General features: G+C 58.0%; 9 protein-coding genes and 1 pseudogene. 7 read left to right on the top strand and 3 right to left on the bottom strand.

Annotated features, from left to right (window positions below):
- Positions 1-330 precede the first annotated feature (330 nt).
- Together J3U88_RS15070 and J3U88_RS15065 are read right to left on the bottom strand one after the other, a co-directional pair.
- A complete protein-coding gene (locus tag J3U88_RS15070; protein WP_207859697.1) occupies positions 331-1,434 on the bottom strand; it encodes a glutamine synthetase beta-grasp domain-containing protein in 1,104 nt (367 codons plus the stop codon).
- A 958-nt stretch (positions 1,435-2,392) separates the two neighbouring features.
- Positions 2,393-3,502, bottom strand: a complete 1,110-nt coding sequence (locus J3U88_RS15065; RefSeq protein WP_207859696.1) for a c-type cytochrome — start codon at positions 3,500-3,502, stop codon at positions 2,393-2,395.
- Positions 3,503-4,018: 516 nt separating this feature from the next.
- Here J3U88_RS15065 and J3U88_RS15060 point away from each other — a divergent pair.
- The 7 genes and pseudogenes from J3U88_RS15060 to J3U88_RS15030 all read left to right on the top strand — a co-directional run bounded on the left by J3U88_RS15060 (position 4,019) and on the right by J3U88_RS15030 (position 19,052).
- A complete protein-coding gene (locus J3U88_RS15060; protein WP_207859695.1) occupies positions 4,019-4,957 on the top strand; it encodes a tyrosine recombinase in 939 nt (312 codons plus the stop codon).
- A gap of 1,099 nt (positions 4,958-6,056) precedes the next feature.
- Positions 6,057-6,584, top strand: a complete 528-nt coding sequence (locus J3U88_RS15055) for a KdsC family phosphatase (RefSeq protein ID WP_207859694.1) — start codon at positions 6,057-6,059, stop codon at positions 6,582-6,584.
- Between the two features lie 16 nt (positions 6,585-6,600).
- Complete coding sequence (locus J3U88_RS15050; RefSeq protein WP_207859693.1) at positions 6,601-6,900, top strand: lipopolysaccharide assembly protein LapA domain-containing protein; 300 nt, start codon at positions 6,601-6,603, stop codon at positions 6,898-6,900.
- Complete coding sequence (locus tag J3U88_RS15045) at positions 6,897-8,045, top strand: tetratricopeptide repeat protein (protein ID WP_207859692.1); 1,149 nt, start codon at positions 6,897-6,899, stop codon at positions 8,043-8,045. The genes J3U88_RS15050 and J3U88_RS15045 overlap by 4 nt, the downstream gene beginning before the upstream one ends.
- Before the next feature lie 553 nt (positions 8,046-8,598).
- A complete protein-coding gene (locus J3U88_RS15040) occupies positions 8,599-18,300 on the top strand; it encodes a Calx-beta domain-containing protein (RefSeq protein WP_207859691.1) in 9,702 nt (3,233 codons plus the stop codon).
- Positions 18,301-18,542: 242 nt separating this feature from the next.
- Positions 18,543-18,758 (top strand): annotated as a pseudogene (locus J3U88_RS35325) (helix-turn-helix domain-containing protein); the annotation flags it as partial.
- 24 nt (positions 18,759-18,782) lie between these two features.
- Positions 18,783-19,052, top strand: coding sequence for a hypothetical protein (locus tag J3U88_RS15030; protein ID WP_207859690.1), 270 nt, complete (start codon positions 18,783-18,785; stop codon positions 19,050-19,052).
- Positions 19,053-19,241: 189 nt separating this feature from the next.
- On the opposite strand, the gene J3U88_RS15025 is transcribed toward J3U88_RS15030, so the two are convergent.
- On the bottom strand, positions 19,242-20,387 hold the full coding sequence (locus J3U88_RS15025) for an HNH endonuclease (protein WP_207859689.1): 1,146 nt from the start codon (positions 20,385-20,387) through the stop codon (positions 19,242-19,244).
- Between the last annotated feature and the right edge of the window lie 730 nt (positions 20,388-21,117).

Below are 21,117 nucleotides of genomic sequence, written 5' to 3'. Positions count from 1 at the left end.
AAAACGAGGGGGGAAGTGTTTTGCACCCGTTTGGGAGTCACGAGCAAAAATCGAGATAAAAAGAAAAACGGGCGTAAAACGAGGGGGGGATGTCCTACGCCCGTTTGGGAGTCACGAGCAGAAATCGCAAAGCCGTGGTGTGGCTGTTTTTCTATGGGGAACTACCGCCGGCCGACCGCATCGCTTGCGACAGGTTTGCGGTCGGCCTACAACCGAGCACTGTTCGGATGGTGGGGAAATGGGGGAATCATCGGATGGGGGAAATCATCCGCCGCCGGCCGGCCGCATCGCTTGCGACAGGTTTGCGACCGGCCTACAACCGAGCACAATTTAGTGGGACGCCGCCAATTCGGCGACCTCGGTGTAACCGCGAAAATCGACATCGTCGTATTTGATGATGGTGCTCAAGATACGCGCTGCAACCAGATAGGGATCGCAGTTGGCGCCGGGACGACGGTCTTCAAAGTAACCGCAACCATTGGAGGCAACCTGAAGCGGAACGCGAATGGAGGCACCGCGATCACTTTTGCCGGATTTAAATTCGCTGATGCTGCAGGTCTCGTGTAAACCGGTCAAACGACGCTCCAAACCTTCACCGTACACCGCGATGTGCTCGGCATGTTTGACGCTCATCAATTCAATCGCTTCCTGGATGGCGTCGATACCGCCGGCCGCACGGGTGTGCTTGGTCGAGAAGTTGGTATGGCAACCCGCGCCGTTCCAGTCACCGGCTACCGGCTTGACATCAAAGCTGGGGTGGTAACCGAACTCTTCGCCAATGCGGTAGAGCAACCAGCGCGCGAACCACAGGTGATCGGCCATGTTCAGCAGACCGGCATCTTCACCTTCAATGCCGCGGTAACCAATCTGGAACTCCCACTGGGCGGGCATCACCTCGGCGTTAATGCCGTAGATGGCAATCCCGGCGTCGATGCAGGCCTTGGTGTGGGCTTCAATCATAGGACGGCCGGCCACGGCCTTGGGACCGACACCACAGTAATAAGGGCCCTGGGGACCGGGGTAACCACTGGTGGGCCACTCCAGGGGACGACCGCCTTTGAACAAGGTGTACTCTTGCTCGTAACCAATCCAAGCTTCTTGTTCCGCACCGCCGTTGTCCAAAACTTTGCGTAGGGAAGCACGGGAATTGCTGAAGTGGGGGGAGCCGTCTTCATTCAACACTTCACACATAACCAGGAAGTTGCCTTCGCCACGCAGGGGATCTTTGACGAAATTCACCGGCTTGAGGAACAAATCAGAATTGGCGCCGTCCGACTGGGCGGTTGAGGATCCGTCAAAACTCCACTCGGGGAAATGGTCGAGGGTGACGGGCGCGCTGGAGGGCAGGTTCAGAACTTTGGCTTTAGAACGAAGACCGCGGGTAGGTTTAGCACCATCTAACCAAATATATTCAGCAAGTTTTAACTGTGTCATGAGACGTCTCCTCAAAATCGGGTAATCAGGATGAATGCGGTGGGGAAATCTGAGGTTGCACGGACAGGTGGTGACCCCGTACCTACCCGGATCGCTAACCCGCGACCACAACCTATGTCGCGAGGGAAACATCGTTTGCGTTGGTGTGAGCAAAAACGATACTTCGAGTTGTGGGGTGGGCAATGGATGAAGTCGTGGTCCTTCATCCGGCGAATCGGCAGCTCAGTGACCGCTTGCCCCTCTTAAGGCAAATGCCGGGCCAACCCGCAAAAAACCAAAAAACAAACACCCCAAACACCTAGATAAAAACACCTTAACCACACACCCCTCATTTCAAACCCCAAGTCGCTTAGATTACCCCAGCGCCGCCCCCTACAAAAATGTAGGCAGCCCGGTTAAAAGCAGCCGAGGAGGTGGTTTCCAACCTTCGACTGAGTGCGGCAAAAGCCAACCATCAACGGGCCACAAAAAGCAACGCTCTTTCAAGAAACAAAAACAACTTCAATAAATACAACTGCTTAGATTAAGACAACTCAAGCGGTTTCATTTTTCCTACTGATTTGTAGGTTTCCCGATTAAAGCCTACAAAAATGTAGGAGCGTGCGCTTTTATAAGGTTTTATCGCGGATTTTTCCCGCATTTTTGGTTATATCGGGCATGAAACATGCTTGATCGGCCACCGCTTACCGCGCCAACCCGCGCGTTCAACCACAACCAACGTACAGAAACCCATGCGGACCGGGATTCGCGCGAAACAGACCGCCGCAACCTGGCGAGCGAACAAATTAAGAACTTTCTAACAAAGCATTTAGAAGACCAACAAAACAGCATTCAAAGATGGTGTGAACACAAAAAACCCCCCGTCCCAAACGCGTCGGAATGCGGCATATGGAACGCGGGGGTCGTTGACGACCGCCCGGGGTTGGGCAGTCGCGGAATGTTGGTGCGCCCGTGGGCGTTAGTTGTTGGGCGCGCCTTGGTTGATCCAGTTCATGATCGCGTCCAGTTCATTTTGGGGCAGGGTCCCGCGGCCTTGCGGCATTTGGGATCCGGAATAGAGGCTGGTATCGGTTTGCAATTTCAACCAGAGGTAGCTGTCGTTGAGCGAGTTGGGGGTGATCAACACGCGACCGGAAGCCGCGGTTTGATTGACGATGTTGCCGTAGGCGTTGCCAGGCGCGAGGTTCAGACCGCCGCGGGATTGGGAGGTATGACAAGAGGCACAACGGCTGCTGAAGATCGGTTGAATCTCACCAGAGAAGCTAACCGTGGTGCCGCCGCCGTCACCACCATCACCACCATCACCACCATCGCCGCCGTCGCCGCCGTCGCCGCCGTCGGGATTGGGAACCGCATCGAGGGGAACCGCGTTGCCCATGGAGGGTTCGAGCGAATCGTTGAAGATGAAGACCACGCCCAAGATGGGTTGATCCGCCTCGGCGACCATGTAGAAGTCACCGTCGACACCGGTTGGGAAAATGTTTTGGACCAAGTCGGTGTAGGGTGCGCCGGCGGGGATGGAAATCCGGGCGTCGGCAACGCGTTGGCCGTTTTTGTAGGCGTAGAGGGTTACGGATGCCTCGGTGGTGCCGGGGTTCACCAAAACGGGTGCGGCAAAACCGCCGGAGGGTGGCGCGAACAGGTAGCTGAACAACAAGATGTTGGCGGCGTCGGAAACGGGCACCACGTTGGCTTGAGAGGGCGAGTTGCCGGAAGGGCTCTCGAAGCCGTTGATCACAATTGCGCCGGTGATATTGGAAGCGCTGCTGGTGACGCGCACGTTAAAACCGGGAGGTCCGTCCAGCGTGGCGAACAAAGAGCCGGCTTCTTCGACCAACTGGTCGAAGGCGGCGATCTCACGGGTCGCGGTGGCTTGTTCACCGGTGGGGCGGGTCGCGGTCAGGGTCACGGTCACCGCGCTATCGTTCAGGTTGTTGATCACAATTGAGCTCCCGAACGAGTTGGTGTTGCTCACCCAAGGGATCACCAGATCCGATTGGGCCAAAGCAGTGCCGGCCCAGGCAAAAGCGATCAAGAGCGAGCACAAAAGGTTCCTTTTCAATTTCACAAGTAACTCCCTTTTTTGAGAAGTGTGGGGTCCAGGAAGGCCTGCGCCCGATTCGAATACCCCGACCGCCCAACCGGCAGGGGGGAACAAGGAGAAAATCGGGCGATCCTTCGAACAAGGTGAACGACGTCCACGCGGCAAGCACGGTTTGCGGTTCGGTGGAACCGTTGACCATTCGTTGGCTATCACGGGGCGTGAACGGAAAACGAACGAACCAAGGCGAAAAATGTGCGATACAGCACAGATCGCGCAAGGCCCGCGTGCAGACGGAGAGCACGCGAGGACCACGTCCAGAAGCGACGCGAGGACCACGTCCAGAAGCGACGCGAGGACCACGTCCAGAAGCGACGCGGGGTTCGCCTTCAGAAAAGTTGCAAAGCTGGAAGATCTCCGTCACATTCTATTCCAGAAACGGACAAAACAGGGAAACCCCTTCCCAATTTTCATTTTTTTGCTTGATTTCCCCCAAAACTCCGGTGATGGTTGACCCATGTCACCAAGGAGCAAAAAAAGACCATGCCTCGAGCCAAGGCCGACGAACCGGCGAGCCACCGCAACGCCTTAAACCCGCAACGGGTCGGCGCATTCCTGGATTACCTGCGGGTGGAACGCGCGGTTTCGCCCCACACCTTGACGGCCTACCGCAATGATTTGGAAGGTTTGACCGAATTTGTGGACCTACGTTGCGGCGCCGTGCATTGGCAGGCCCTCAAACTGGCCGACTTGACCGCGTATGTGCGCCAACTAAGCGGGCTGAAACCCGCCTCGGTCGCCCGCAAGGTCAGCGCGATTCGCCGGTTTTACAAATACCTCGACCGCGAGGGGTTTTGCGACGAAAACCCGGCCGTCTACCTCGAAATACCGCGACAGGAAAACCGCTTACCCGGCTTCTTAACCATCGACGACGTGCTGCGCTTGGTGAAACCGGCCGCCGCGGGCGCGGATTACCCGACCACGCGCGATGCGATGTTGTTGCGCTGGTTTTACAGCACGGGCATGCGTGTCGGCGAGGTCGAGAAATGCGCGGTCACCGATCTGGATTTCGCGCAATTGTTGGTACGGGTGGCGGGTAAAGGCAACAAAGAACGGGTGGTCCCCTTCGGTGAAAATTGCCGCGACCCCCTCAAACATTACCTGGCCCAACGCGAGGCGTTTTTGTTGGAAAAGGGTCGGGCCACCGGCGCCCTCTTCCTCAACACGCGCGGCGCACCGCTTTCGGCGCGGGGCATGCGCACCATTGTCACCAAGTCGGTCGAGGCGGTCGGCATCAATTACCCGGTCAGCCCGCACACCCTGCGCCACACCTTCGCGACACATCTGCTGGAGTCCGGGGCCGATATTCGCGCGATTCAGGAGTTATTGGGCCATAGCACGTTGTCAACGACGCAGAAATACACCCACCTCAACGCCGATTACTTAATGCGGATTTACGATGAATGCCACCCCCGGGCATGATTGAGGGGATGGGCGGTGATATGCCGCGGTTGGGTTTCAACGCCTTTTCCGCCTAGGATAAATTCAACTTTTTAGACGAGGATTGGGCCAAAAGGTCCGAAAAGGCCGGCTATGTTGCGGGGGCTGGGGTTGGTATCCGTTATTTATCAGCCACAATGGACGGGCCGGGGATAAAACCCAAAATCGATTCCCGGAATGTTGTCCCCATGGGATCAACAGCATCCTTGACCAATCGGCTTATGGCGCTGATTGGGGCTCACGCCGACGCGGAATTACTGGAACTTCGAAACAGGAGCCTCGTCGGCCGACTTGATGATAGCGCCAACGCCGATTCCTCAAGGACCACTCCAGGAAAATTAGGTCCCTCCCACCGCTGCTTCGCCGCGGCGGGCCCCTCCCATTTTTCCTTCCGTTTGCTTCGGTTCATCCGGGCGGCTTTCCGCCTCTGCTGGAACCCTGGATAAGGACAATCGGTAAGAGAAGCGCTTAAAAAACCAAAGGTGGCCCCGCTCTGGAAACATTCAACCGGAACACTTGACGTACTTTACGGATTTAATGCATACCAAGACACCCTTTCCATTTCACGTCTGCTCCCTTACGAGCAAGTGGCATGCGTCACTACCATTCCCCAACCAAACATCCACAATCAAAGCGTTCTTTAGCGAGGAATGGATCAAATAAGCACACAACGCACATATAATCAAACCCTTGCAAACAAATCATTCCATATTCCATCGGAGTGACGGCCTCATCCGCGGACGGGTAACAGGCGCCGAGGGAAACAAGGTTTCCGCCGCATCCTCGAATCATCCTGCCTATCCTAAGCAATGTTTTATCGGTGACGGCCACCCCTAGCCGCCAAAAAAAAGTACCCGCCGCATTCTCGAATCATCCCGTTTCTCATTTCCGGTCATTCCCCAGCGGCGAAAACCCTCATCAGCACCATCAACCGAAATTTCAAAGATCCCGATGATCCCGTGGCCTAAGGCCCCAGTCAAAACCCGCGGGGTTCTACCGCGGACCATCACCCCTCCCCAAGCTATCCTTGCCGCATCGCTTCGTTTATACTTGGGGACAATTCCCTCAGGAGCGCCAAAGTATGAATCTCGGTCGTTTCAAACAGATTAAAGCGATTATCTCGGACGTCGACGGCATTCTCACCGACGGCTCGATCGTGGTCACCGAACAAGGTGAATCAAAAACCTTCAGCGTTCGCGACGGCATGGCCATCGCTCTGTGGCGCAAATGCGGGTTTAAGTTTGCCCTGCTCTCGGGCCGCCTCTCCGCACCCGTCACCAAACGCGCCGAGGAACTGGGCCTCGAGGCGGTCAAAACCGGCCGGCTCGACAAAGAAACCGCCTTCAATGAAATCCTCGAGGAAATCGGCCTCAGCGCCGACGAGGTGGCCTACATCGGCGACGACCTCCCCGACCTAGCCCCTATCCAACTGGCAAAACTAGGGTTCTGCCCGCAAGACGGCGCGCCCGAGGTTCAGGAAGCCGCCGATTACGTCGTCCCCGTCGACGGCGGCCGCGGCGTGGTACGCCACATCATCGAACGCATCCTCAAGGAACAAGGCTTGTGGTCGGCCGTGGTCAAACACCACTACGCCAAGGCACACCAATAACGTCCAAGGAGTCGCCATGCTCGTCCGATACGTCTTCGCCGCGGCCGTCATTCTGTTGATGTTCACCATTTTCTTTTTCACCAAGGGCGAAACCATCAACGTCACCCTATTTCCCCTTACCGACAGCCGAGAGATGCCCACCCACGCCGCCATGTGGGTGTTCTTTATCTACGGTTTCCTCGCGGCTTTTATCGCATCCCAACTCGACCTCTTCCGCATGCGAAAGGACAACCGCGCCCTCAAAAAAGAAAAAGAAACCTTGGAAAAAGAAGTGGCCGCCCTGCGTGATCTGATGGTTACGGAACCCGAAGAATGAGCGTCGAATTTTTCTGGCTCCTCGCCCCCGCGGTGCTCCTAACCGCCCTGTTCCTTTGGGGTGTCTTTTACCGCGAAAAGGAAACTGCCTCGCGGGAGTTCCTCCTCGCCAAGGCGCTAAATACCCTGATTGACGGGCGCGAGGACGACGCCGCCGACGCCCTGCGCGCGCTGTACCAGGAATCCGAACAAGAACCGGCCGTGGGCCTGGTCCTCGGTTCCTTGTTCCGCCGCCGCGGCAAGCTCAAAATGGCAACCCAAACCCACAAAGGCCTGTCGTTGCGCGCCGACCTCGACCCCGAACTCAAAGCCCTGATCAAAACAGAACTGGCGGCCGACTACCTGGCCGGCGGCATGTTGGAACGCGCCCAAACGGCCCTGGACGAAGCCGTCGCCGAGGGCGGCCCCACCGAAAACAGTGTCTTTTACGGCCGCCGCATTCACATCAAGCTGGGCGAATGGGACCGCGCCTACAAACTCGTCCAGAACTGGGGCAAAAAAGAAGGCCGCAACGTCAAACCCGAGCTCGCCCTCCTGCGCAATCGCCAAGGTGAATACGCCTTCGATCAGGAGGATTACGACGGCGCCGCGGCACTGTTTAAAAAGGCGCTCCAGTTGGATCCCACCTGTTTTTCGGCCATTCTCAACAGCTCGCGTTGCCTGCGTTATACCGAAAAAAGCCACAAGGCACTGAGCTGGATGCAAAAGCACGAAGCCGCGTTTGAAGGCCACGAATGGCTCTTCCACAAAGAATTGATGAAAATCGCCGTGGCCCTGCAAAACCACGATGTGTTCGTGTTGCCCGCGATGGCACGCATCGAAGCCGAATCCGACGATTGGCGCACCCGTTCGGTGCTGGGCTCGTTCCTGATGGAAATCGGTGACTTCGACGGCGCCTTCCAACAGCTTCACGCCGCGCTGGAAACCGCCCCCGAAACCCTGTTGCTCCACCAAAAAATGTGGCAGCTCATGTGGCGCAACGGCTCGGATCCCGGCCTATTCAGCCGGTATCAGCAATTGGTTCGCGACACAATCCATTTTGACGCCACGTACGAATGCGGGCGTTGCCGGCACCGCGACAACCGTTTGCATCAGCAATGTCCCCGCTGTTTTGCCATGAACAGCTTCCGTGAACGGCGGCTGTAACCGGAAGCATGGTTCTCGGGTGAACCCAAGACAAAACCGGCCGTGGCGAAAACCCGTGCAAACCGTTCGGAAGCCACCGGTTCTCAGCCGCGCGAGAAACCCCGGATAACTTGACTTTTGGGGGCGGAACAAGCTAGCCTGAACGCCTTACCAGCCTTGAACGCCGGCTCGCTTCCGCCTGTACGAAGGGGTTCCCAAACCCACGGGGTCGCGCACTAGGCCTCGGTAAGCCGTCCGGGTCGGACGCGAACACGGGAATCCTGACGCGCCCGGAGGTTTTGGGGTTTTGTCACCAAAAACACCCTTAGCCGCCGCGCTCAACGGTTCTGCAACCCGCGCCGCCGCGGGCGCACCGGCCCGCCCCTCGCTTCTTCCTTTCTCGCTTCGCTTCTTATTTATAATGTTTGGCCGCCTCTTTTATCGGCGCCTTCTGCCACGGTTTATCTTGTCACCAAAAAACATTGCTTCGCTTATTCAGCGTCTCGCCCGGCGCGCCGCGGGACTCATCTGTCCCAAACCACCATCGCCGCCCGTTTCGTTGTGGAGGATTCACATGCTTGCACCATCACCCTTGCGGACCTTAAAGACGCACGCTCGCGTCACTTTTTGGCTTTCGGCCCTGCTGCTTTCAGCCGGTTTTTCCGCCAACGCCGCGCCCATCACCTGGAGCGGTGCCGGCGACGGCACCAGCTTCAGCGATGCCGCCAACTGGTCACCGGCCCAGGTACCGGGCATTAACGACGAGGCCTTGATGGACGGTAACGCCACCATCAGCGTGGTGGTCGACGGCGACTTCACCATTCAGCGTTTTGCGCTTGGCTCCAGCGACACGCCAAACACCCACACACTTACCTTTACAAACGGCTCCCGTCTGGCGGTCACCACCGGTTCCAGTCGCTCAGACGACTCCGGGCGCATGGTCTTTGGCGGCAACGGCGAGCTGTCCGTCGCCGCCGGTGCCGACATCAACCTGCTTGGTTTCCACCAGCTCGGCGACATGCGCTTTACCGGCGCGGGCCTGATCAATATGGGCGGCGGCGGCGGCGCCTCCTTCTCCATCCCCGCCCCGTTCACCTGGGTCATCGACAGCACCACCGTCATCCTGCAAAGCAACCTGGACGCCGAAATCGGCGTGACCATGGAACTCAACAACGGCGCGGCTTTTACCACCAACCCCGGCGCCGATTTCGCCATCGGCAACGCTTCCTCCGTGATGACCACCGCGGGCACCCCCGGCGCGCTGAACATCAACGCGACACTTTTTGTCGGCCAACCCATCTCCGGCGGCGGCCCCAGGCTCACAAAAAAAATGCCGCCGACCATCATCCCCATCGGCGCCCGTTTTAACACCGTCGGCACCGTCAACATCGCCAACAACTTCGAATTGGTGCTGGACGGTGACGGCACCCACTCCGGCACCTACATCACCAACGGCACCGAAGATGTGTTGGTTTTTTCCGGTGGCAACCACAGCTTGAACGCCGTGACCCTCGGCAATACCCGCATCGACGGCGGCACCGTTTCCATGGTGACCGACCTCTCCCCCAACATCGGGAGTTTCATCCTCAACGGTGGGACCATCGAGGGCCTCACCAACGACCTCAACCTGGAGGTCAACTTCGATTGGCAAAGCGGGACCATCCAAAACGCCAACATCAACACCCAATCGGTGGGCAGCATTACCTGGTCGGGACCGGGCCTCAAGAGCCTCAGCAACGGAACCCTGAACCTGGACTTCGGCGGTTCAATCACCGGAAACGGCACCATCCAGCTCGCCAGTGTCACCTTTAACAACCGGGGCACCCTCAACATCGCAAGCGACGGTCGCATTGAGGCGGTGGATTCGCTCGCCTTTAACAACTTTGGCACCATCGACAAAACCGGTGGCGGTGATTTCACCTTTGCCGTGCCCTACCAGGATCGCGACGGTTCGCTCGGCGTGATCAACAACGCGGGTCGCCTCATTTTCTCCGGCGGCGGCCTGATGACCGAATCGCTCAACATCGGTAGCACCGCCGCGGTTGAATTCACCGGCCTACTCATGGCGTTGGATACCATCGATTACACCGGTACCGGCGAACTCATCATTAACGGCCCCGTCAACTTTGATACCGAACCCCACTTCCCCAGCGGGCCCGTCCGCATCGAAAGCGGCACCATTTCAGGCAACGGCGGTCTCTCGCTGAGCACCACCGCCTTTTGGACCGGCGGCAACGTAACCGGGCCCTTTACCCTGGAATGCATGAGCGGCTGTGACCTGCGCATCTCAACCGCCACCCCCAAGGAACTCAACGGCGCGGCGGTGTTGGACAAGGACGGCGGCACGCTCACGATCTTTGAAGACGCGGTATTCGGCGTCGAAGAAGCGGCCCAAATCAACCAAAACAGCGGTCCCTTTTTCATTTACGCGGGCGCCACCATCCTCGGCGATCCAGGCCGAAGCGGCGGTGTCGGCACCATCACCGTGCTCAACCCGATCACCGTGCAAAACAGCCCCTCCACGCCACAGCCGGCCGGCACGGCCGTCACCTTGGCCTGCGGCCTGACCAACAATAGCCAGATGGACGTCCAATTCGGCAACCTCACCTGGCAGGGGCCAGGCGCGGACACCAGCGGTTTTCTGATTTCCGCGGGCGCCACCGTCACGCTCACCGGTGCAAACAAAACCCTGAGCAACGCGCGCTTTGACGGTTCGGGCACGGTCGATTTCCAAGGCGGTACCATCACCGTCGGCCTAGGTAGCGCGGTAACCTCCAGCGATACCACCGCCCTCCTTTCCGGCGCCACCCTGACCGGCCCCGGCAACACCAACATGGCCGGCCCCTGCACTTGGTCCGGTGGTGGCTTCGACGCGCTCGGCGCCATGCCGGTCCCCACCACCGTCTTTAACGGACCGACCACCACCATCGACAGCCCCGGCACCATCTTCATCCGCGGTGGTTATGCCGTAAACCTCAACAACGCGGTGAGCTTCCGCGCGGGCACCCTCGAAATGGCCGACGCCACCCGTTTGGCCGCCGCGAGTGGGACCGTCGTGGCTATCGGCACCAACACGACCACCCCAAGCATCACATCCACCGGCACCACCGCCGTTTTTGACATCACCACCGGCGCCACCGCCAATCTCAACATCAATAGCGCGAGCACCTTCGTAAACCAAGCCCAGTTTGACCTCACCGGCACGGCCAACGTGAACAGCGGCGCCTTCTTGCAACGCGGCGGTATGACCGCAACCGGTTTGGTCACCATCGCGGCGGGCGCGATTCTCGAAATTGCCGACAGACCGACCACCCTCAGTGGCGGCGTCACCGGCGCGGGTGCCCTCACCATAAACGGCACCATTGGCACCTTGAGCGGCACAGCCCCGACCTTCACCGGCAACTTTACCGTCGTCAATTCCGCCACGGCCAACGTCGACATTCCGGCGGCGTTTTCTTCCATCCAGCTCGAAAACGCCACCTTACAAGGATCAGCCGCGATTACGCTGTCCGGCGCCATGAACTGGATCAGCGGAACCCTTAACGGCGCGGCGCCCTTCAATGTCGGCACCGGCGCCATCCTCACCACCTCCACCAATACGGTTCACACTTTGTCGCAGCGTCAACTCCTTGTGGAAAACGGCGGCATCCTCCAAATCGACAACACCGCCACCTTGGCCACCAGCGACGGCGCAACCATCACCGTCAATCCGGGGGGCGAAGCCAGAATGGAGGCAGCAACCATTTCCTTTGCCGGCGGCGCACAAACCAGTTTTTCGGTTGCCGGTGCCTTAAACAAGATCCTCAATGGGGATGCCACCGTCGCCATTCCCACCACCCTGACCGGCACCCTGAACACCGCCGCGGATCGCATTCGCTTCACCAACGGCCTGATTACCGCGCCCGGGGCCGCCATTGATCTGGCGGGCGGCGCGCTCACCACCAGCCTGACCGCCACCCTGGTTCAAGGCGCCACCCTGCAAGGGCCGGGCACCATTGAAGGGAATTTGATCAACAACGGTACGGTCACCGTGGGTAGCACGCCCAACAGCACCATCGCGATTACCGGGGACTACACCCAAGGCGCGACCGGTGCCTTGGCAGTCACCATCCAAGACAACGCGGGTTCCCCCGCCGTCGATCAGCTCCAGATCGCCCAAACCATCAACTTTGACGGCGCTTTGAACGTGAATTTCCCCGGCAACTATGAACCGCCCACCGGGCAACCCCTGACGCCGATCACCTTCACCACCCGCGGAACCGGAACCTTTACCAACAACAACGTCACCACCGCCGCCGGCTCCATCGTCGACATCCTCATCGAATTCAGAGCGGTAAACCTGATCAACGGCGGGCCGAGCACCGCCACCTGGACCGGCCTCGACGATGCCGACTGGCACAACACGGGCAACTGGGTCCCCAACGCCGTACCGGGCCCGCGCACCAGCGTCGTGCTCGACGGCCCGATGACCGTGAACCTCACCCAACCCACCTTCGCCTCCAGCATCGCACTCGGCGGCAGCGGCACCCCGACCCTGTTCGTCAACGGCGTCACGCTGGAAGTCAACAGCATCAGCGTTTTGCCCAACGCCACCCTGCGTTTGGTCGATGCCTCCGTGGTTCCGCCCGGTGGCGGTGGCGGCGGTGACGCGGAGGCTCGCGGCATCCCGCTCATCAACAACGGCTCTATCAACAGCTATGGCTCCAGCTTCATCGGCCTGTTCACCGGCAACGAGGCCGGCGGGACCATCCGCGTGACCGGCGATACCACCACCTCCGGCAACCCCGCCAACCTGCTGTTCGAACAACCCCCGACCAACAACGGCACCATTACCCTGACCAGCCAAACCGCCACCGATTCCGGCATCGCCTTGCGCAACGGCGGCCAATTCATCAATGCCGGTAACCTCAACCTCGACGCCGCCGCGGGCGGCATCCGCCGGGTCGGCATGAGCGTCATCAACAACGGCACCATCACCGGCAACGCCGACACCACCATCACGCCGAGCGCCATCGTGGTCGGTAACAAAGGTGAGAGCAACACCCTGGTCAACAACCTCACCGTCTCCCTCGACAATGCAACCCTGACCATCGCCAACGGGGATGTACGCAACAACGCCGGCGCCACCTTCGACGCCTCTGGTACCATCGCCTTCGGCCAACCCCTGACCGGCTTCACCAACGAGGGCACCCTGCAAAGCGCGGGTGCCGGCACCGGCACCCTGAACATCGGCGCCAACCTGACCAACAACGGCGTGATCGGGATCGACCTCAACGGCACCCTCGAAACAAGCGACCAATTCAACATCAACGGAACCGCCGTCCTCGCCGGCACCTTACAGGAGAACAGCCAAGCCGGCATCAGCGACGGCGACAGCTTCACCGTGCTGACCTACACCACCCGTTCCAACGATTTCGCCACCGTCGACGTCACCCCGCCCCAAGGGATCGACCTCGACATTCAAGTCGGCGAAACAGACTACATCCTCGCTTTTGGCGACACGCCGCCGATCACTGAACCCCAGGTGTACGTCTTGGATATCGGGATTCCGGGGATCGTCTCCCTCGACGCCGCTACCGGCAACGTCAACACCGTCATCAGCAGCCGCATCCCCTTCAGTGATTTTGCGATCACACCCGGCGGCGATTTCATGTTCGTCACCTCGCCCAACAGCGGCACCGTGACCAAATACGACACCGCCACCAACCTCGAGGTCGACACCCTCACCGCCTTCCCCACCGCCTACGAGGTCGCGGTTTCACCCGACGACCGCGAGGTGTGGTTCCTTCTCGGAAGCGGGCTCCAGGAACAGAAACGCGGACTCGGTGAAATCGGCATTTACGATCAATCCGATCAAAGCACGCGCACCCTGAGCATCCCTTGCGCCGCCAACGGGGAAGTCCTGTTGTTCCACCCCGTCCGCCGCGAGCTGTACAGCATCGGCAACGGCGGCACCATCTGTGTGATCGATCCGACCAACGACAGCTTGATTCGCAATGCTTCCTTTGACGCATCCTTCAGCGGCGCCGTCTTTGATCCCAGCGGCGACGCGCTTTACGTCTTCAACCCCAACCAGTCGCAACTTCACCGCATCAACCCCGACAACCTGAGCGAAGAAGTGTTCGACATCCCCGACAACCCTTACCAAGGCGCTTTCTACAACAACCGCCTGTTCATTACCAACCAAACCGGCACCATCCAAATCTTCGACACCGCCGACGACAGCATCACACCGCTGCCGGTCCCAGCCGCGGCCGGTCTGATGGACATCAGCATCTTTGCGGAAGGCCCGCGCGCCTACGCCACCGACAGCAGCGGCACCGTTTTGGCCTTCGACCCCGAGGGCTCGGTTAGCGTGCCTGCACGGGGCGAAGGCGCCTTCGTCAATCCCGTCCGGGTCATCGATAATGAGCTTCGTCCGCTCGGTCCGGCCACCATCGGTTTCGGCACCACCACCTTCAGCGTCGATGAAAGCGTCGGTACCCTGACCCTCAACGTTGGCCGCGCCGGCGTGCAGTGGGAAACCGTGACCGTCACCCTGTCCACCAACGACGGTTCCGCGTTGGCCGGTGAGGACTACACCCTGACCAGCCGTACCTTGACCTTTGCCAACGGCGACGAGGTGCAGAACATCAGCATCCCCATCATCGACGACACCACCGTCGAGGGGCCTGAATCCTTTACCGTGACCTTAACCGGCGTTACCAACAACGGCGTCTTGGCCCAGGATGTCGCCGCGATCACCATCCTCGACAACGACAGCGATGCACCCGAAGGCACCCTGCAACTCAGCTCGGCCGCCTACAACGTCACCGAGGGCGAAGAAAACGTGACCGTCACCGTCCTGCTCGGCGCCGCCGATGCCGGCAGTGAAACCACCGCCACCGTGAACCTCGCCACCAGCGACGGCAGCGCGGTTGCCGGGCGCGACTACCTGTCCATCGAACAAACCGTGACCTTCCCGCCGGGAACCAATAGCGTGGACGTGACCATCCCCATCCTCGACGACAGCAACATCGAGGAGATCGAACAGTTCACCGTCACCCTGTCCCGTGCCGTCGACGCCGAGCTGGGTACGCCCAGCAGCGCGCTTATCCTTATCGGCGACAACGACTTCCAAACCGTCGCCTGGACCGCCGCCACCCAGACCGTCGCCGAGGGTTCTACCGTCACCGTCGGCGCCGTGTTGGGCAGCCCCAACCCCGGCCTGCTGAGCGTCCCCTTTAGCGTGGGCGGTTCGGCCACCGCCGGCGTCGACCACACCTTGACCCAAAATACCTTGACCTTTCCCGCCGGCTCAACCCGTGCGACCCTGTCCTTTTTCGTTAACAACGACAGCCTCCAGGAGGGCGATGAAACCATTCGCCTGCAACTCTTGCCCGCCACCGTGGTACCCGTCTTACCCGCCACCCAGCTGATCACCATCAGGGACGGCGACAACGGCGGTGACGGCGGTGACGGTGGTGACGGCGGTGACGGTGACAACGAGGCACCGGAAACCAGCATCACCAGCCCCCAAGCCGACGCCGAGTTCACCGTGGGCCAAAGCATTAACTTTGAGGCCGCCGGCAGCGACGCCCAGGGCCAAAGCATCAGCTTCGTTTGGGAGATTTGCGCATCCAACGGCGATTGCAATACCCTCAACGGCGCCTCGGTGACCGCATCCTTCCAAAACCCGGGGATTTACCTCGCCGCCTGTTACGCCGTCGACGCCGCCGGCAACCGCGACCTCTCCCCCGCCCGCGTCTCGATCCGCGTGCGCGAGGCCCTGCCGCCCGCCATTGAAATCACCCAACCCGCCGCCGACCTGCTCAACCTCAGCCAAGGCGCCACCGTTGAGTTCATCGCCACCACCAACGAGGAAAACGCCCAGGTCCGCTGGTACTTCATTTCCGATCCCGGCACCAACCTCGGCCAGGGCCGTCAACTCAACTGGACCTTCGCGGAAGAAGGTCGTTTCACCCTGGTTGCCGAGGCGCGGAACGACAACGGCTTAACCGCAACCGATTACATCAACGTGTTGGTCTCGCTCGAGAACCTGCGCCCGGTGCAACTGACCGTGACCCGCCCCGAACCCGCGAGTACCTTCTCGGCCGGCGAAACCATTAACTTCGAAGCCCAGGTCAGCAACCCGGACCAACGCAAAAAGGCGCTGGAATTTTTCTGGGACTTCGGCAACGGCACCCAGCTCCAAGGCATCGCGGTGACCAACAGTTTCACCCAGCCTGGCCGCTACAACGTCACCGTGGTTGCCCGTGACGATGCCGAGGATGTCCTGCTCCAGGACACCGTTTCCATCTACATCTTTGGCAACATGGCGCCCGAGGTCGACATCAACCTGACCACCGACGTGCAGATTGAACCCTTCGGCGCCAACAAACGCGTGCCGGAAGCCGGGGTCGTTTACTTCGAGGCACGGGTGCGCAACCCGCGCGGATTCCGCGTCGAGGATTTGGACTTTTTCTGGGACTTCGGTGACGGTCGCACCAGCAGCCAACAAACGCCGGGCCGCATCATCTTCAGGGAAGAAGGCGTGTTCACCGTGTCGCTGTTTGCGCGTACCCGCAACGGTTTGGTTTCGGAGACCGTAACCCGCACCATTACCGTGCTGGAGGTCGACGAAAACACCTTCGAACCCAACGAAACCTTCGGCCAAGCCAAGCCGCTGCCCCCGGGGAACTACGACAACCAAACCCTGCCCGATCCCAACTCGGTGGATGTGTACCGCATTAACGTGGAACGCAACGGCCAGAGCATCCTCGTCAAAATCAACATCGACGGCACCGTGCGCGCCGAGTTGTACGACGGCCTGCAAACCCTGCTCAACAGCCGCATCATCGCGAACCAAGGTTCGATCCAGCTCAACGGTTTAAGCGCGGGCGAATACTTCCTGCGCATCAGCCAAATCAGCGAAAAACAAAAACGCATGCTCAGCTACGGGTTTTCCGTGAGCGTCCTCAATCCCGGCCTTTACTTCGCCGATATCCAATCGAATGAAACCTTTACCACGGAAATCGGCATCGTCAACACCACCAACAGCGAGATCAGCGTTGAGGCAATTGCCTACGACCGCGACGGCAACATTTTGGCGCGCGCACCCTTCACGCTGGCGGGCAACGGCCGCACCCACCAAGAGATCAGCCAGTTCTTCGACGGTGACCAGCGCGAAATCGCCTGGGTCCAGGTCGACGCCACCGGCGACATCGCCGGATACGCCCGTACCTGCGCACGCGATGGCAAGGAAGAGTACCTGATCAGCGCGGGCACGAAGCTGAGCAATGAATTGTTCGTGCCCCACATCGCCGAGAAGGTCGACCAATGGTTCACCCGAGCCTCGGTGGTAAACGCGACCGACAGCGAAACGAGCGCGGTGATCCTGACCCAATCGGTTGAGGAGGGTTCCAGCGCCGACCTGACCGTGCGCGACAAGTTCAGCCAGGACCAGTTCGACTTCGTGAACCGTTTCGGCGGCGCGCTGCCGACCGACCGGATTTGGGCCAAAATGACCGAGGCTGACGCCAACAACGTGTTGGTAGGCAGCGAGGTCTTCGGCACCATCGACGGTTCGCGGGTTTCGGCCGGCTTGGAGTTGGTCGACACCGGCGAGGACAACCCCAACTTCACCTACGTCCCCAACACCTTGTACTTCACCCACATCGCGCGCGACGTCAACCAGTTCTGGACCGGCATCGCGCTGGTCAACATCGGCGACGCACCGCAAGGCGCCTTAATCGAGGGTTTCGGACCCGCGGGCAACAGCGTGGGCCAAATCAGCCGCACCTTGGAGCCCAACGAGAAGGTGGTGGTGCTGGCACGGGATCTGTTGGCGCCGATTGGTTCACCGGCGGATATTGACTGGTTACAGGTCACCGCGGATGCGGACATCGTCGGCTTCGAGTTGTTCGGAACGCACAACCAGAAACAGATGGCGGGCCTGGAGGCCACGACCGGCGTCAAACCCAACATATGTTTCCCGTTCTTCGACAGCACCAACCGCAGCTTCCAGGGCGTATCGGTGGTCAACGTCAACAACGCGGTGGTCAACGTCACCTTCACGCTGTACGACAACCAGGGCATGGTGATCCAAACGGCGACGCGCCAATTGGCGGCACGTCAAAAGTTGGTTGAGACCATCAGCCAGCTGTTGCCGGAATCGGGCCGCGACGCCCAGGCGTTGCCAGGCTGGTTGGAGGCGACGGCGGAGCTGCCGCTGGCGGGCTTCCAGTTAATCATCGGCAAAGACGGCGAACAAATGTCAGCCCTAAAAGCCCAGTAAGCCAAGACTGTTTCGTGAAAAACGGCGCCCATCTCACGATAGGCGCCGTTTTTTGTTTTCCCAGCGCAGCGGGCAAACCCGCCAGACAGAAAGAAACCGGCGACGCCCTGACCAGAGGCAAGACAAACCGAATCGCAAGGGCGTCACCGGTAACAGCGGAGTCTGAAGGAAGTGAAAGGAAGTGAACGGCACACAACAAGCGTGAACCTGATTCGGCCCAATGAGTAGGTAGTGAGCGCAGTTCACGCCGTCGGTTTAAGAACGAACATGACTCGCTTCGGAATTACATTCATGAGACAAGAATGGAGGTTGCCAAGACTTTGCTTGTGGAAGGCAAGCTGTCTTTGAAACAGGTGGCGATGAGCGTGGTTTTTGTGAATTTAAGCGTCTTTGAAACCGCGTTTAAGGGACAGGCGAATCAAACGCCGGGGGTTTATCCCAAGCTGTTTCGTGAGTAAAAGTTTACCGGAGAAGTGACTGGTGTGGCCAATATCTGGGAGGGCGGCAAGGGACACTTTGTGACCAAGGAACAGATGGGTTTGCCAGCGGCGATTGCCATTAGCGATGTGTTTTACGGGCCGGATGGGATGTTGCGGATGTCTGCTCTAGGAAGCGAGGATGACGAATTTCCCAACTATATGCTTCGGCTGGACACCGAGAAGCACAAGGTCGTAAGTAAAAAAAATGGGAGAGTCAATCCAGCGCGTGCGCTTCTTCAACAAAGGAAGCCATTTGGTATAAATTCGCGGTAATGACCCGATTGAGTTTTACAAACCTGAGACCTTGATGCAAAAGAATTTTTAAAAGGGTGGTGCGGCGGTTCAGGCCACCCCGTTCGGCCACGCGCGAGGAGTTATTTGATTGGGGGAACGTGAAGTGGAGAACGACCGTGTGCCGAAAGAAAAGACCACACCAACTTTTGGCCTCACAACTCGCTTGAACTAAGTTACTTGTTGGTCCAAATGCTGTCTGATTTCATCCAATGGCTTAAGCTTGTCGGACAATTCAACACCATGTTGGTGTGCTAAGAATTCACTTGAAGATATAGGACCAACAAATTTATCTATTTGCGGAACAACAATAAAACCGTTAATGCCGCTAGTGAGCTCACTACCCCTCCATACTTCAGGTTCATCGGAAATAACAACAGCATAAAATTCCGACCCAAACAAAAAAATACCAAGTATTAAATATTGACCACTTGGAATCAGCCAGATCGTGTGTGCTCCAGGCCAGAATAGCTCTTTTAATGCACTAGGACAATCTTCTTGTCTAAGCCTACTTTTGAATATAACGCCTTTGGCTTGTCTTTCCTTGAAGTCTTTTTCCCAGAATGCATTGCGCAGGGATGTAGCATAACTTGAATTCAAAAATTTTTCTCCAAAAATCTGAAAACCAAGTCCTAAGGCAACCTTTGCGAGGAACCGTTGTTCAAATCCCTCTTCCATTGAAATTCTCACATGATGTTCTTGATTCATTTTTTCTCGTAGCGTTTCAACTAACTGTCGATCTTCGCTTAGGATCTCATGGAAAACCGTGTTCAAGAGTGGACCAAGACCGTCATTCGGTGTGCCAAGGTAGCGTTTTGCTTTTTTGAAATTCGCTACAAATGATTTAAACACTGTCTGGAGCCATTTTTGTTCATTATTTCTTGGAAAAAGCACAGCAATTCCAGGTTTCTTTTTTCTAGTAATAGGGTTTCCACTGACATACGTCATGGAGCGTTCATCATAAGCTTCATGTACATGATAAACTCGATCACCATTTGGACCAATCCAGTAGTCACAGTCCATACCATCTTCAAGTTCAATTCCTTGCATCCTCCCGGCATAAGTAAAGGGGAGAGCAGACCCTCTTTCTAAGTCAAGATATTTCCTGGAACTTTCTGCTCTCGCCGCTACTGATAACCAACTCTTGATAAAGAGACCGTCAACAAACCGGCCACTTATACTGTTGCAACGGCGACACACCTGCCTTGTTTTGAATATGTTATCATCCATGAGTGCACCGCCCAGCGCATCAGGAAAAATGTGCTCCAAGGAAAATTCCTTTTCCTCTTTCTGTTCATTACAATAGATACAGATCATATCATCACTCCATATTAAACTTCGGTTGAGGGTAAAAAGCTTCAGTTGACTCCCCTTTTCGGAAACTATATCATGACGCGCTCGTAATATCCGTTCTTTTTGGTTCGTTCCCCCAACAAGGTAACCTCTGAATCTAAGTTAATTCTGATGCGCAAAATCCCCTACCAAAGAAAACTACACTTAGATAATCCCTCGAAAACATGCCAGTTGATCATCTAGATTCATCACCTTTTTTGCATTTCGGCCATCGGCTTTTTGCCAAACGGCTAAGCTGTTTTTCCGAGTATCCAGACTTCCAGCATAGCACCGTTTAATGTGTTTTGTTTCATCAGGATTCACCCTGAAACGTAATGATTGGTCTTAAGGGTTTTATTCAGCGAAGTTAGCGCATGCTCTGCTGTGTGCGCTAAGAGCGAGTGGGGAGGTGTGTGACGGTGAATTTTACGTACTGTTACAGTGCGGATTCGGCCAAGGAGTAATACCGGGAGCGGATTATTAGGACCAGGAAATGCTGGGTCAGCGGATCGGCCCCTGGCCGATCCGCTTGGGCTAAAGAGCGAAGTGGATATGGCGTCCTCTGACCGTTGGTGGAAAAGCCAGCGGCCGGACGGCTCGCGGTTGACGCCTAAAGCCGTGAAAGAGCGAATGGCGGGGAATGACATCATCCTTTAATGCGCCCACATCCTTTTCGGTGTTGTATGAGATGTCGAAGGACAAGAAATTGCTTGCG

Source organism: Acanthopleuribacter pedis (genome assembly GCF_017377855.1).
Taxonomy (GTDB): Bacteria; Acidobacteriota; Holophagae; order Acanthopleuribacterales; family Acanthopleuribacteraceae; genus Acanthopleuribacter; species Acanthopleuribacter pedis.
This window is presented reverse-complemented; position numbering and strand designations above follow the sequence as displayed.